Raw genomic sequence first — 13,277 nt, 5'->3', positions numbered from 1 at the left:
AAGCAATTGCGCATGGCGCAGCTTTCACGCCGGCATGTCCTGGCTTTGGGTGTCGGTGCGTTGAGCGCCCCGCTGTTGCGCGGTGCGCGGGCGTCGGAGGGAGCTGCCGACGCTCACGGCATCTCGGCCTTCGGCGATCTCAAATATCCGGTCGACTTCCACCATTTCGGCTACGTCAATGTCGACGCGCCGAAGGGGGGCGCGTTCTCGCTCATCCCCTCGGTACGGGCCTACAACCAGTCCTATTTCACGTTCTCCTCGCTCAACGCCTACATCTTGAAGGGCGAGGGCGCGCAGGGCATGGACATGACCTTCGCGCCGTTGATGGCGCGCGCCAATGACGAACCCGACGCGATGTATGGGCTAGCCGCAAAATCGGTGCGGATCTCGCCGGACAAGCTGGCCTACACCTTCACGATACGGCCCGAGGCGCGCTTCCACGACGGCTCGAAGCTCTCCGCAAATGACGTCGCCTTCTCGCTCAACACTCTGAAGGAGAAGGGCCATCCGCTGATCGTCGTGCAGCTCCGCGATTTCGTGAAGGCTGAAGCGCTCGACGACGCCACTGTGGTCGTCACCTTCGCGCCGAACCGCGCACGCGACGTGCCGCTCTATGTCGCAAGTCTGCCGATCTTCTCGAAGGCGTATTATTCCACGCGGGCCTTCGATGAATCGACGCTTGATACGCCGCTGGGCTCCGGCCCGTACAAGGTCGGCAAGTTCGAGGTCAATCGCTACATCGAATACGAGCGCGTCAAGGACTGGTGGGGCGCCGACCTGCCGGTTTGCCGCGGCAGCTATAATTTCGATACGGTGCGCTACGAATTCTACCGCGATCGCGACGTCGCTTTCGAAGGCTTTACCGGCAAGAATTATCTGTTCCGCGAGGAGCTCACGGCGCGTATCTGGGCCACGCGGTATGATTTCCCGGCGGTGAAGGACGGCCGCGTCAAGCAGGAGCAGCTGCCGGACGAGACCCCGTCGGGTGCGCAGGGCTGGTTCATCAATCTTCGCCGCGACAAGTTCAGGGATCCACGGGTGCGTGAAGCGCTGATCTACGCATTCGACTTCGAGTGGACCAACAAGTCGATCATGTACGGCGCCTACGCGCGCACGCACTCGCCGTTCCAGAACTCCGACATGATGGTATCCGGCCCGCCTTCGCCTGAAGAGCTTGCACTGCTGGAGCCCTTCCGTGGCAAGGTGCCCGATGAAGTGTTCGGCCAGCCTTTCGTGCCGCCGGTGTCGGACGGCTCCGGACAGGACCGAAGTCTGCTGCGCAAGGCGAGCGAGCTGCTCAACGAAGCCGGCTTCGTCGTCAAGGACCGCAAGCGGGTGCTGCCCAATGGCGAGCCGTTCACGATCGAGTTCCTGAACGATGAGCAGTCGATCCAGCCGCATCACGGGCCCTATTTGAAGAACCTCGCGACGCTGGGCATCGACGCCACTTTCCGCCTGGTCGACGCCGTGCAGTACCGCGCGCGACTCGAGGATTTCGATTTCGACATGACGATCGAACGCTTCTCGATGTCGGCGACGCCCGGCGATGCCATGCGGGCGTTCTTCTCGTCACAGGCGGCCAAGACCAAGGGCTCGTACAATCTCGCCGGCATCTCCGATCCCATCATCGACGCGTTGATCGACAAGATCATTGCAGCTCAAACCAGGGCTGAGCTGACCACGGCGTGTCGGGCTTTCGATCGCGTGTTCCGGGCCGGACGCTATTGGGTGCCGCAATGGTACGCGAACTTCCATCGCGTGGCCTATTGGGACCAGTTCAGTCATCCCGACAAGCCGCCGAAATATGCACAAGGCGTCGGCGCGCCGGAAAATTGGTGGTTCGATGCCTCCAAGGCGGCCAAGCTCGAGCAGGCGAAATAATCATGAGCGCCTATATCGCCCGCCGCATCCTCCTGATGATCCCGACATTGCTCGGAATCCTCTTCGTCTCCTTCATCGTCGTGCAGTTCGCGCCGGGCGGTCCGGTCGAGCGTGTGATCGCGCAGCTTTCGGGCGCCGACACCGGCGGCAGCTCCCGCATCTCGGGCGGTGGCGATTTTGCGCAACGCGCGCCCGGACAGCTGGGCGCCGGCGGCGATGCCATCAACTCGAAATATCGCGGCGCGCAGGGCCTCGACCCCGACTTCATCAAGAAGCTGGAGAAGCAATTCGGCTTCGACAAGCCGGCACCGGAACGCTTCGCGCTGATGGTGTGGAATTTCGCCCGCTTCGATTTCGGCAACAGCTATTTCCGCGATGTCAGCGTGCTCCAGCTGATCAAGGAAAAGCTGCCGGTCTCGATCTCGCTCGGCATCTGGCTGACGTTCCTGACCTACCTGATCTCGATACCGCTAGGCATTCGCAAAGCGGTCAAGGACGGCACGCGCTTCGACACCTGGACGTCGACCGTGCTCGTGCTCGGCTACGCGATCCCCGGCTTCCTGTTCGCGATCCTCCTGATCATCCTGTTCGCCGGCGGCTCGTTCTTCAACTGGTTCCCGCTGCGCGGCCTGACGTCGGACGGCTGGTCGCAATTTCCCTGGTACTGGAAGATCATCGATTACTTCTGGCATTTGACGCTGCCGCTGATCGCGATGGGGCTCGGCGCGTTCACCACGATGACGTTCCTGACCAAGAACTCGTTCCTGGACGAAATTCGCAAGCAATACGTGATGACCGCGCGCGCGAAGGGCTGCAGCGAGAACCGGGTGCTCTATGGTCACGTCTTCCGCAACGCGATGCTCATTGTCATCGCAGGCTTTCCGAGCACCTTCATCCATGCCTTCTTCTCGGGCTCGCTTCTGATCGAGACCATCTTCTCGCTGGACGGGCTGGGATTGCTCAGTTTCGAAAGCGTTCTCAACCGCGACTATCCCGTGGTGTTCGGCACGCTCTTCATCTTTTCGCTCGTCGGCCTCGTGGTCAACCTGATCTCGGACATCACCTATATGTGGATCGACCCGCGGATCGATTTCGAAGCGCGGGAGGTCTGATGACGCTGACCGCCCCCACCCCGATCGAGACCACCGCGAAGTCGCCGCTCGGCGACGCGGTGCCGATCACGCGCAAGCCGTTCGCGCCGTCGCCGCTCAACAGACGGCGCTGGGATAATTTCAAGGCGAACCGGCGCGGCTACTGGTCATTCTGGATCTTCATGATCCTGTTCGTGGTGTCTCTGTTCGCCGAGCTGATCGCCAACGACCGGCCGTTCATGATCAACTATGACGGCCATCTCTACTGGCCGGCCTTTGTCACCTATTCGGAGACGACCTTCGGCGGCGACTTCGAGACGGCGGCGGACTATCGCGATCCCTATCTGCAGAAGCTGATCAAGGACAAGGGTGGCAGCATCGTCTGGCCGCTGATCCGCTACTCCTACGACACCCACAATCTCGATCTGCCGACGCCGGCGCCGTCGCCGCCAACCTGGATGCTGACGGAGGCGCAGTGCAAGCCTGTCGTCGAGAAGAAGGGCCTCAAAAGCTGCCGTGACCTCGAATACAACTGGCTCGGCACCGACGATCAGGGCCGCGACGTGGTGGCGCGGCTGATCTACGGCTTCCGCATCTCGGTGCTGTTCGGCCTCTGCCTGACCATCGTCTCCTCCATCATCGGCATCGCCGCCGGCGCGGTGCAGGGCTATTTCGGCGGCTGGATCGATCTGTTGTTCCAGCGTTTCATCGAGATATGGACCGCGATCCCGTCGCTCTATCTGCTGCTCATCCTGTCGTCGGTGCTCGTGCCCGGCTTCTTCGTGCTTCTTGGCATCCTGCTGTTGTTTTCCTGGGTGTCGCTGGTCGGACTCGTGCGTGCGGAGTTTTTGCGCGGGCGCAATTTCGAGTACATCCAGGCGGCGCGAGCGCTCGGTGTGTCGAGCTCCGTGATCATGTTCAAGCATTTGCTGCCGAACGCGATGGTCGCGACCATGACGTTCCTGCCGTTCATCGTGTCGAGTTCGGTGATGACGCTGACGGCCCTCGACTTCCTCGGCTTCGGGCTGCCGCCCGGCTCGCCGTCGCTCGGTGAGCTGCTGTCGCAGGGCAAGTCGAACGTGCAGGCGCCTTGGCTCGGTTTCTCCGGCTTCTTCTCGGTCGCGATCATGCTGTCGCTGCTGATCTTCATCGGCGAAGCCGTGCGCGACGCCTTTGATCCGCGCAAGACGTTCAAGTGAGGGCGTGATGGACGCGATCAACCAGCCCCTGCTTGCCGTGCGCGACCTCTCGGTGGCCTTCCACCAGGGCGGTAACACGACGCTTGCGGTCGACAAGGTCTCGTTCCAGATCAAGCGCGGCGAATGCGTCGCGCTGGTCGGCGAGTCCGGTTCGGGCAAGTCGGTCAGCGCGCTCTCGATCCTGAAACTGCTGCCCTATCCCAGCGCTTCGCATCCCTCGGGCAGCATTCGCTTCAAGGGGCAGGAGCTGATCGACCAGTCCGAGCAGCAGATGCGGGAGATTCGCGGCAGCGACATCTCCATCATCTTCCAGGAGCCGATGACCTCGCTCAATCCGCTGCACACGATCGAGGCGCAGATCGGCGAGATCATCCAGCTGCACAACCCGACCAGCAACGCGCAGGCGCGCAAACGGACTTTGGAATTACTGACGCAGGTCGGCATTCCCGAGCCGGAGACGCGGCTGAACAGCTATCCGCACCAGCTTTCCGGCGGCCAGCGCCAGCGCGTGATGATCGCGATGGCGCTCGCCAACGAGCCGGATTTGCTGATCGCGGACGAGCCGACCACGGCGCTCGACGTTACCGTACAGGCGCAGATCCTGACGCTGCTCGCCGAGATCCGCGCCCGGCTCGGCATGAGCCTGCTCTTCATCACCCACGATCTCGGTATCGTGCGTCGCATCGCCGACACCGTCTGCGTCATGAAGGGGGGCGTGATCGTCGAGCAGGGGCCGGTCGAGCAAGTCTTCAAGGCCCCGAAACATCCCTATACGCGTGATCTGCTCGCGGCCGAGCCGAAGCCGGATCCGGCGCCACCGCAGCCGGGTGCGCCGGTGGTGATGTCGGCCGATGATCTGAAGGTGTGGTTTCCGATCAAGCGCGGCCTGATGCGCAAGACGGTCGGCCATATCAAGGCGGTCGACGGCGTCAGCATTGCCGTACGCAAGGGCGAGACGCTCGGCGTCGTCGGTGAATCCGGTTCGGGCAAGACCACGCTCGGGCTGGCGCTGATGCGGCTGATCTCGTCGAACGGGCGGATCGTGTTTCTGGGCAAGGATATCCAGGGCCTGCGCTTCAAGGAGATGCGGCCTTTCCGGCGCGACATGCAGATCGTGTTCCAGGATCCGTTCGGCTCGCTCAGCCCGCGCATGTCGGTGGCCGACATCATCGTCGAAGGCCTTTCCGTGCATCAGCCGAAGCTGTCGCGCGAGGAACGGGAGGCGCGCGTCGTCAAGGCGCTGGAGGACGTCGGGCTGAAGCCGGACACCCGCTACCGCTATCCGCATGAATTCTCCGGCGGCCAGCGCCAGCGCATCAGCATCGCGCGTGCGGTGGTGCTGGAGCCGGATTTCGTCGTGCTGGACGAGCCGACCAGCGCGCTCGACATGCTCATTCAGGCGCAGATGGTCGACCTGCTGCGTGAATTGCAGCGCAGGCGCGATCTCACCTATATGTTTATCTCGCACGATCTGCGCGTCGTCGCCTCGCTCGCAAGCCATCTCATCGTGATGCGCGGCGGCAAGGTGGTCGAGGAAGGCCAGGCGGCCGAGCTGTTCAAGAATCCGAAGACGGATTACACCCGCGCACTGTTCGCGGCGGCGTTCCGGCTCGAGACGGCGGGCAACGGCTCGGTCGCGACATGACCTCCGTCGTTCCGGGGCGCGCGAAGTTCGAACCTCAGATGCGCAGTTGCACATCTTGGTTCGCGCGCTGGCGCGCCTCCGGGATATCAATCACATCAGGCCGAGATTGCGAACCAGCATATAGATCGCTACCGCGAAGATGAGCGCCGCGAACACGGTGTTCAATGCGCCCTTGCGCGCGGCGAGTGAGCCGGCGGAGCGGGCGCCGAGCAGTCCGCCGAGAACTCCGCCGAAGATGAACAACGCGGCAAGATACCAATCCACCAGGCCGGACAGTGCGTAGTTGGCAGCCGTAGTCAGCCCAAAGGCGGTCACCGCCACAAGAGAGGAGCCGACCGCATAGAGGATCGGCATGCCTGTGGCAGCGATGAGCGCCGGTACGATCAAAAAGCCGCCGCCGATCCCGAAGAAGCCGGACAAAGCTCCGGTGGCGAGCCCCAAGGCGAGGAGCTTCGGCAGATTCTCCCGGTTGAGCCGGACCGAAGGCTGGCCTGCGTCGGAGCGGCCCTTCAGCATCAGCGCGCCGACCACTATCATCACAATCGCGAACAACGCCAGCAACTTATGGCCCTCGACGATCTTGCCCAGCGTGGAGCCGAGGAAGGCGCCGGCCACGCCTGCGAGTGCGAATACGGAAGCGCAGCGCCATTTCACGTTGCCGGCGCGGGCGTGGTTGACGAGGTTCGCAGCAGCGTTCGTCGCAACGGCGATGGCGCTGGTCCCGATCGCCACGTGAGGATCGGACACCCCAACCAGATAGACGAGGAGCGGCACGGCCAAAATCGAGCCGCCGCCTCCAACCAGCCCGAGCGAAAAGCCGACTAGCGAGCCAGAAGCGAGGCCGAGCGCGCCTTGGGTCAGCGAGAACATGATGGGCGGCTCCTCATTTCAAGCCACTGTCACGCGGCCTGTGTGCGGGCGCCGTAGACGCTGCGGTTCCAAGGTGCGCGCATGAGAATGCGGGCCACGCCGCAAAAGCCGGTGACGCCGGCCGTGATCAACCCTGCGCCGACGAAGGCCGGCACAGCGAAAAACCACGACGACACGAAGAGACCGAGCAGCGTGCCAACGAAGGCAAGAGTTCCGGCTCCAATCTGCACCTGGCGCTGAAGTTCCAGCGGTTGGTACCGATCGCTCACGACCGGCAGGCCGGCCTTGCGCCAGGCGTCGAGCCCGCCTTCGACGATATAAGCCTCGCAGGTCTCGCCGAGCTTCGTGGCGAACCGTAGCGCGTTCGCCTGGGTGCGCATGCCGCTCCTGCAATGAAAGATGACCGGCTTGCCCCGATGCACGGCGAGGTCTGCCTCGTCCAGCTTCGACAAGGGCAGGTGATGCGCGCCGGGGATTTTCTCGCGGGCGTGCTCATCGGCTTCGCGGATATCGATGAGCAGGGCGCCGCTGTCGAGAAGACGGCGCGCCTCGGATGGCTTGATTGTGGGTAGTGACATGACTAGCTCCTCAACTTTCCTGAATTAGTTCTTCGCTTTGACGGGTTTGCAAAAGAGCCTGTGCAGCGTGGCAAGGAGTTGCTCGATGCGCGGATCGGCGATGCGGTACCAGAGTGTCTGGCTTTCGCGCCGAAAGGCGACGACGCCCTCCTCGCGCATCTTTGCGAGATGCTGCGACAGGGCAGATTGCGACAGACCCACGGCTTCCGCGAGGGAACTCACGTTGCTCTCGCCGCATTCGACGAGTTGACACAGGATCATCAGACGACGCTCGTTAGCGAGCGCGCGCAGAGTGGCGGCGACCTCAACCGCTTTTTTTTCGAAATTCTCTAGATCCAAGGTTCGGGAGGCCATTGGCCGCTCCTTATTTTAGCTATTGCTTATTTAGCAGATGCTAATATGTTGTCAAGACCAACCGAACCCGTGGCATCAGGAGGTTCAAGCCATGTCAGGACAACCCGCTATCAGAGCGTTCTTCGACGAGCCGACCAACACGGTGAGTTATCTGGTCGCCGATCCAGCGACGAAGAAGGCCGCCATCATCGACCCGGTGTTTGACTACGACCACAATACGGGCGAGGTGGACACGCACTCGGTCGATGCCATGCTGAACGCCGCCGCAGAGGCGCGCTACACGATCGAATGGGTGCTCGAGACGCATGCCCATGCCGACCACCTCTCGGGCGCCCCCTTCATCAAGGCAAAGACCGGCGCACAGATCGGCATTGGTGAACACATCAAGGACGTGCAGCGCATCTTCCGGCCGATCTTCAACGCCACCGACCTGAAGACGGACGGCAGCGACTTCGATCGTCTCTTTCGGGACGGCGAGCGCTTCAAGATCGGCGAACTCGACGTGGAGGTGATCTACACGCCCGGGCACACGCCCGCCGACGTCTCTTACAAGATCGGGGAAATCGTGTTCGTCGGCGACACCCTGTTCATGCCGGACTACGGCACTGCGCGGGCCGACTTCCCTGGCGGCGACGCGCACCAGCTCTACCGGTCGATCAAGCGCCTCCTGGCGCTGCCGCCCGAGACGCGGCTATTCATGTGTCACGACTATAAGGCTCCCGGCCGCGACACCTACGCCTGGGAGACCACGGTACGCGAACAGCGCGAGAAGAACATCCAGGTCAAGGAGGGCGTCACGGAGGACGAGTTCGTGGCCATGCGCCAGGCGCGCGATGCAAAGCTCTCGGCGCCGAGGCTGCTGTTGCCTTCTATCCAGGTCAACATCCGCGCCGGCAAATTCCCGCCGGCCGAAGCCAACGGCGTTCGCTATCTCACCATTCCCGTGACGCTGAAGGGCGGGGCGCAGACCTGCGTTTAGGCACGCGACTTTGTACGAACTCCAGCGGGCGACGTGAATCCCTTCAGAGCCGCTTGATCGCGACGACGTCGCTGCCGGCCGCCTTGATCCGCGCGATGGCCGGCTCGATCGGCTCGATCACGGTTGCCATATGATGCGCGTTGGCGTGAACCATCGTGCTGCTGTCGCGCACGATGGCCACATGGCCCTTCCAGAAGATCAGATCGCCGCGCTGCAGTCTGTTTCGCTCGTGCGGCTCCAGCGAGCGGCCGAGTCCGGCCTGCTGCATGTCGCTGTCGCGCGGGCAGCCGGTGCCGGCTGAGGTCAGCGAGACCTGGACCAGGCCGGAGCAGTCGATGCCAAAACTGCTCTTGCCGCCCCAGAGATAGGGCGTGCCAACGAAGCGCTCGGCGACCGCAACAAAGTCCGACTCGCGATGGTCGAGCGGCGCGAGATGGGTCTTCGGCAGGAATGTGCCCTCGCGCGTGACGGCGAAGATGCCGTCCTCGCGCGCGATCGTGAGCTTCGATCCCAGCACCAGCGTGTCGACCGGTGGCAGCTTGATCGAGGGACCGGGGAAGGCAAGTGTCCGCAACGCGCTGACCTTGTGGGTCGGCGCAGCCGCCGGCTTCATCAGCGTCGCGTCAGGCAGCCAGCCGACATAGCCATCGCCGCCGAGCTGGCCCCAGGCCCAGCCTTCGCCGTTGCGGTCATAGACCGTGACGCGCTCACCGTGCAGCGCCTCGGTCATCAGCATCGCGTTCGAGGAGGCTTGCTCGCGCACCGGCGCGATCGCTGCGACCACCTCGAATTCCTCGCCCGTGACGAAGCGATCGGCTTGCACCTTACCTTCGAGATAGGCCGCGGCGAGGTCGCCGCGCGCCGGTGTCAGCCTTGGATCGTTGCTTGGATTATCCATAGCGCTCGCTCAGCATCTTGTAGATGGCGCGGGCGGCCTGGCATTCGCCCCCCTCGGGCCGCGCCGGCTTGGCCGACGGCGTCCAGCCATAAATATCCACGTGAAGCCAGCTCCTGGCCTGCTCGACGAAGCGCTGCAGGAACAGCGCGCAGGTGATCGAGCCGGCAAAGCCGCCGGACGGTGCGTTGGTGATGGTGGCGGTCTTGGAGTCCAGCCACGCATCGTAGGGCGGCCACAACGGCATGCGCCACAAGGGATCGTTCTCCGTCACCGCGCAGCGCGCGACGTCGGCGGCCAGGGTCTCATCATTGGTGTAAAAGGGCGGTAAATCCGGCCCCAGCGCGACGCGCGCGGCGCCGGTCAGCGTGCCGAGATCGATCAGCAGCTCGGGTTTCTCCTCGTCGGCCAGCGCCAGCGCGTCGGCGAGCACCAGCCGGCCTTCCGCGTCGGTATTGCCGATCTCGACGGTGATGCCCTTGCGGGAGGTGAAGATGTCGAGCGGGCGGAAGGCATTGCCGGAGACCGCGTTCTCGACCGCCGGAATCAGCACGCGCAGGCGGACTTTCAGCTTCGCATCCATCACCATGCGCGCCAGCGCCAGCACGTTGGCGGCGCCGCCCATGTCCTTCTTCATGATCAGCATGCCGCTCGACGGCTTCAGATCGAGCCCGCCGGTGTCGAAACAGACACCCTTGCCGACCAGCGTCACCTTGGGATGGCCGGGATCGCCCCAGGCGATGTCGATCAGCCGCGGCGCACGATCCGAGGCCATGCCGACGGCGTGGATCAGCGGAAAGTTCGTCTTGAGATCCTCGCCGATGGTGCATGCGCAGCTTGCGCCGAACTCGGCGGCGAGTTCTTGCGCGGTCGCGGCGAGCTCGTCCGGTCCCATGTCGTTGGACGGGGCATTAATGAGGTCGCGCGCCAGCATCGCGGCATCCGCCATGCGGTTGATCTCGGCGGGGTCGACGCCGTCAGGAGGCACCAGCCGGACGTCGGGGCGGTCAACCTTGCGATAACGGGCGAAGCGGTAGCTGCCGAGTGCAAAGGCCAGCGCCGCCAGTCGCGCGTCGTGCGGTGCGTTGGCAAAGCGATAGGTGCCCGGCGGCAACAGGCCTGGCAATGCGCCCGGCCGGAACGGATCGCGGGCTCTGGCGCCGTCGTCCTCGAGCCCGAACAGCACTTGCGCGATGGTGCCGTCGGGCGCGGGCAGTGCAAGATAGCCGCCCGCCTTGGCGGCAAAGGCGCTCGCGGTGGCGAACTGGCGTTGCGCCGGCGGCAGCGTCTCGCGCACGGCATCCCAGCTCGATTTGGTGACGAAGGTAATCGGGGTGGCAGTCGTGGACGTCTCGAAGACGGATGGCATTGGCGGGTCCGCAAGGTCATTCAGTTGGAGGAGACTTCGCAGAGTTTTGCGGTGGCTGCAATCGGCTTTGCGGTCACCGCTCAGTGAGCCGCTACTCGCAGAGAAGCAGCCATGCTAGGTTCGGGCGGCGGTTGCCAGTTGCGCAGAGAACGGCGGTGACCGAAGACGAAGCGTGCCGGGAGGAATTGCGATGGAATTTGTGTGGGGCGTGATCACATTCATCGGCCAGGCCATCGAGGCCGTCTTTGGCTATGTCGAGCATCACCACTGGGTCTTTGCGTTCCTCGCCGGAGGCTACGTCTTCTATCTTCATGACCGATCGATTCATGCGCGGTTTGATGCGCTCGACAAGCGCATTGACGAAATCCGCAAGCGTCTCGCCGTCGAATATTGATCGGCCCTGAAACCACCTGCTGATTGCGCTGGTATGTCGTTCGAGAACTGTCGTTCACGAGCGCGTTGCCGCAGGGCGGCAGCGGTCCTGCGCGTTAACCGGCCATTAGGGTTAACAGTCTATTGCTGGCGCGTTCGGCTCGATCAATCGGCTCGAGAGTCAAAGCGTCATGCGTCAATGGTTCCGTCCTGCCCGGCTTCTTGCCTCCGCCTCGCTGATCGCACTGGCGGCCGCGAGTCTCGGCGGCTGCACGGCAATGTCAAAACTCTCCGATATTACCGGCTCGATCGGTCCGAAGGCGGAAGCCACCCCGGCCGATCCGGCGCGCGCCATCGAGACCTATAGCGAGCGCTACCGCGCCAATCCCAAGGATCCCGACGTGGCGCTGGCCTATGGCCAGGCTCTGCGTGCCAACGGCCAACGCGCCCAGGCCGCGGCCGTGCTCGAACAGGCGACCATCGCCAATCCCGGCAACAAGCAGCTGCTTGCCCAATATGGCCGCGCGCTCGCCGACAATGGTAATTTCCAGCAGGCCTTCGACGTGCTGTCGAAGGCGCATTCGCCCGACAATCCGGACTGGCATTTGCTGTCGGTGCAGGGCGCCGCGCTCGACCAGATGGGGCGCCACGATGAGGCGCGCGCTTATTACGCGAGCGCTTTGAAGATTGCGCCGGGCGATCCTGGCGTTCTCTCCAATCTCGGCCTGTCCTACATGCTGTCGCGGGACCTGCCCAAGGCGGAAGAGGCGCTGCGGCAGGCCTATGCTTCACCGCGTGCAAGCTCCCGGGTGCGACAGAATCTCGGCCTTGTGGTCGGCCTCCAGGGCCGCTTCGCCGAGGCCGAGACCATCGTGAAGGCGGACCTGCCGCCGGAGCAGGCGGCGGCCAATGTCGCGTATCTCAAGGAAATGCTGAACCGCAACGATGGCCCGCGCGGTGCGTCGAAGCGGACGCCGGTTGCTTCGCTCAGCCAACCCGACTGATCAGACCCGATCTTCCGTTCCTGAAATTGGCTGCGGACCGCGTACGGTCCGCAATCTCTGGCGTCAGTGCAACTCGGAGATCTTGATGCCGGTCGGTCCGAGAATGACGACGAACAGCACCGGCAGGAAGAACAGGATCATCGGCACCGTCAGCTTCGGCGGAAGGGCGGCGGCCTTCTTCTCTGCTTCGTTCATGCGCATGTCGCGGTTTTCCTGTGCCATGACGCGCAGGGATTGGCCGAGCGGGGTGCCGTAGCGTTCCGCCTGCTGAAGTGCCAAGCACACCGATTTCACGCCTTCGAGCCCGGTGCGCTTCGCCAGGTTTTCATAGGCCACCTTGCGGTCCTGCAAATAGGACAGCTCGGCGGTGGTCAGCGTGAACTCCTCCGACAGCGCGATCGACTGGCCGACGATTTCGGTCGCGACCTTGCGGAACGCCATTTCCACCGACATGCCGGATTCGATACAGATCAGCAGCAAGTCGAGCGCATCGGGAAAGGCGCGCTTGATCGAGAGCTGGCGCTTGGAGATTGCGTTCTTCAGGAACAGCATCGGCGCCTGCAGGCCGAGATAGGCCGCGCCGACGCAGATGCCGATCTTGATCGGCATCGGGCGATCCATATGTGCGATCAGGAACACGTAGATGACCGAGCCGACGAACAGTACGAGCGGCGCCACCAGGCGGGCGAACAGGAACGTGACGTACGGCGCCTGGCCGCGGTAGCCCGCCATGATCAGTTTGTCGCGCGCAGCTTCCTGCGCCAGCCATTTGGTCAGGTTGAAATCGTCGACCACCTTGGAGACGAGCTGCTTGGGCGTCTGGCGCAGCGAGACCTTCTCGCTCTTGTTGAGGCGTTCGCGCTCGCGCTGCCGGATCCGCTCGCGCTCGCTCGCCACCGCCTTCATGCGCTTGGCGAGGCCCTCGCCGGCGAACAGCGGCATCACCAGCGTATACACGGTGGCGCTGGCGGCGATGGCCGCCAGCAGCATCGTCATGAAATGCGGGTCATGCAGTTTCGTAACGAGGAAATCGACCATAC

13 protein-coding genes are annotated in these 13,277 nt (G+C 63.5%); 7 read left to right on the top strand and 6 right to left on the bottom strand.

What is annotated here, in order from left to right; translation table 11 throughout:
* Window positions 1–12: 12 nt before the first annotated feature.
* The 4 genes from K3F49_RS22400 to K3F49_RS22385 are packed head-to-tail and all read left to right on the top strand — an operon-like array spanning window position 13 to window position 5,816.
* Window positions 13–1,881, top strand: a complete 1,869-nt coding sequence (locus K3F49_RS22400) for an extracellular solute-binding protein (RefSeq protein WP_234683118.1) — start codon at window positions 13–15, stop codon at window positions 1,879–1,881.
* A 2-nt stretch (window positions 1,882–1,883) separates the two neighbouring features.
* The gene (locus K3F49_RS22395; RefSeq protein WP_234683117.1) at window positions 1,884–2,993 is read left to right on the top strand and encodes a microcin C ABC transporter permease YejB; all 1,110 of its coding nucleotides are present in this window, start codon (window positions 1,884–1,886) and stop codon (window positions 2,991–2,993) included.
* Window positions 2,993–4,171 (top strand): ABC transporter permease, encoded by a 1,179-nt coding sequence (locus tag K3F49_RS22390; RefSeq protein ID WP_234683116.1) that lies wholly within the window; start codon window positions 2,993–2,995, stop codon window positions 4,169–4,171. Before K3F49_RS22395 ends, K3F49_RS22390 begins: the two co-directional genes overlap by 1 nt.
* Window positions 4,172–4,178: 7 nt before the next feature.
* Window positions 4,179–5,816: an ABC transporter ATP-binding protein gene (locus K3F49_RS22385; protein WP_234683115.1), complete on the top strand. Its 1,638-nt coding sequence runs from the start codon at window positions 4,179–4,181 to the stop codon at window positions 5,814–5,816.
* Between the two features lie 90 nt (window positions 5,817–5,906).
* Here the strand turns inward: K3F49_RS22385 and K3F49_RS22380 are convergent, their stop codons facing one another.
* From K3F49_RS22380 to K3F49_RS22370, 3 genes are read right to left on the bottom strand one after another with little or no spacing between them, the layout of a single operon-like run.
* Window positions 5,907–6,686 (bottom strand): sulfite exporter TauE/SafE family protein, encoded by a 780-nt coding sequence (locus K3F49_RS22380; protein WP_234683114.1) that lies wholly within the window; start codon window positions 6,684–6,686, stop codon window positions 5,907–5,909.
* Window positions 6,687–6,715: 29 nt separating this feature from the next.
* Window positions 6,716–7,264 (bottom strand): rhodanese family protein, encoded by a 549-nt coding sequence (locus K3F49_RS22375; RefSeq protein WP_234683113.1) that lies wholly within the window; start codon window positions 7,262–7,264, stop codon window positions 6,716–6,718.
* A 24-nt stretch (window positions 7,265–7,288) separates the two neighbouring features.
* The gene (locus K3F49_RS22370; protein WP_234683112.1) at window positions 7,289–7,618 is read right to left on the bottom strand and encodes an ArsR/SmtB family transcription factor; all 330 of its coding nucleotides are present in this window, start codon (window positions 7,616–7,618) and stop codon (window positions 7,289–7,291) included.
* 91 nt (window positions 7,619–7,709) lie between these two features.
* Between K3F49_RS22370 and K3F49_RS22365 the strand changes: the two genes are divergently transcribed.
* The gene (locus K3F49_RS22365; RefSeq protein ID WP_234683111.1) at window positions 7,710–8,597 is read left to right on the top strand and encodes an MBL fold metallo-hydrolase; all 888 of its coding nucleotides are present in this window, start codon (window positions 7,710–7,712) and stop codon (window positions 8,595–8,597) included.
* 43 nt (window positions 8,598–8,640) lie between these two features.
* On the opposite strand, the gene K3F49_RS22360 is transcribed toward K3F49_RS22365, so the two are convergent.
* Both K3F49_RS22360 and K3F49_RS22355 read right to left on the bottom strand, forming a co-directional pair.
* A complete protein-coding gene (locus K3F49_RS22360) occupies window positions 8,641–9,495 on the bottom strand; it encodes a C40 family peptidase (RefSeq protein WP_234683110.1) in 855 nt (284 codons plus the stop codon).
* Window positions 9,488–10,861 carry a leucyl aminopeptidase family protein gene (locus K3F49_RS22355; protein ID WP_234683109.1) on the bottom strand — a complete coding sequence of 458 codons (1,374 nt, stop codon included), beginning with the start codon at window positions 10,859–10,861 and terminating at the stop codon, window positions 9,488–9,490. The genes K3F49_RS22360 and K3F49_RS22355 overlap by 8 nt, the downstream gene beginning before the upstream one ends.
* 190 nt (window positions 10,862–11,051) lie before the next feature.
* Here K3F49_RS22355 and K3F49_RS22350 point away from each other — a divergent pair, with 190 nt between their 5' ends.
* Together K3F49_RS22350 and K3F49_RS22345 are read left to right on the top strand one after the other, a co-directional pair.
* On the top strand, window positions 11,052–11,255 hold the full coding sequence (locus K3F49_RS22350; RefSeq protein WP_234683108.1) for a hypothetical protein: 204 nt from the start codon (window positions 11,052–11,054) through the stop codon (window positions 11,253–11,255).
* A 169-nt stretch (window positions 11,256–11,424) separates the two neighbouring features.
* Window positions 11,425–12,237, top strand: coding sequence for a tetratricopeptide repeat protein (locus tag K3F49_RS22345; protein ID WP_234683107.1), 813 nt, complete (start codon window positions 11,425–11,427; stop codon window positions 12,235–12,237).
* Between the two features lie 63 nt (window positions 12,238–12,300).
* Here the strand turns inward: K3F49_RS22345 and K3F49_RS22340 are convergent, their stop codons facing one another.
* Entirely contained in the window at window positions 12,301–13,275 is a 975-nt protein-coding gene (locus K3F49_RS22340; protein ID WP_234683106.1) for a type II secretion system F family protein, read from the bottom strand.
* Window positions 13,276–13,277: the final 2 nt, after the last annotated feature.

The organism is Bradyrhizobium monzae, from assembly GCF_021458635.1.
Classification (GTDB): domain Bacteria; phylum Pseudomonadota; class Alphaproteobacteria; order Rhizobiales; family Xanthobacteraceae; genus Bradyrhizobium.
Note: the sequence above shows the minus strand (reverse complement) of the source record. Positions and strands in the feature narration are given on the sequence as shown.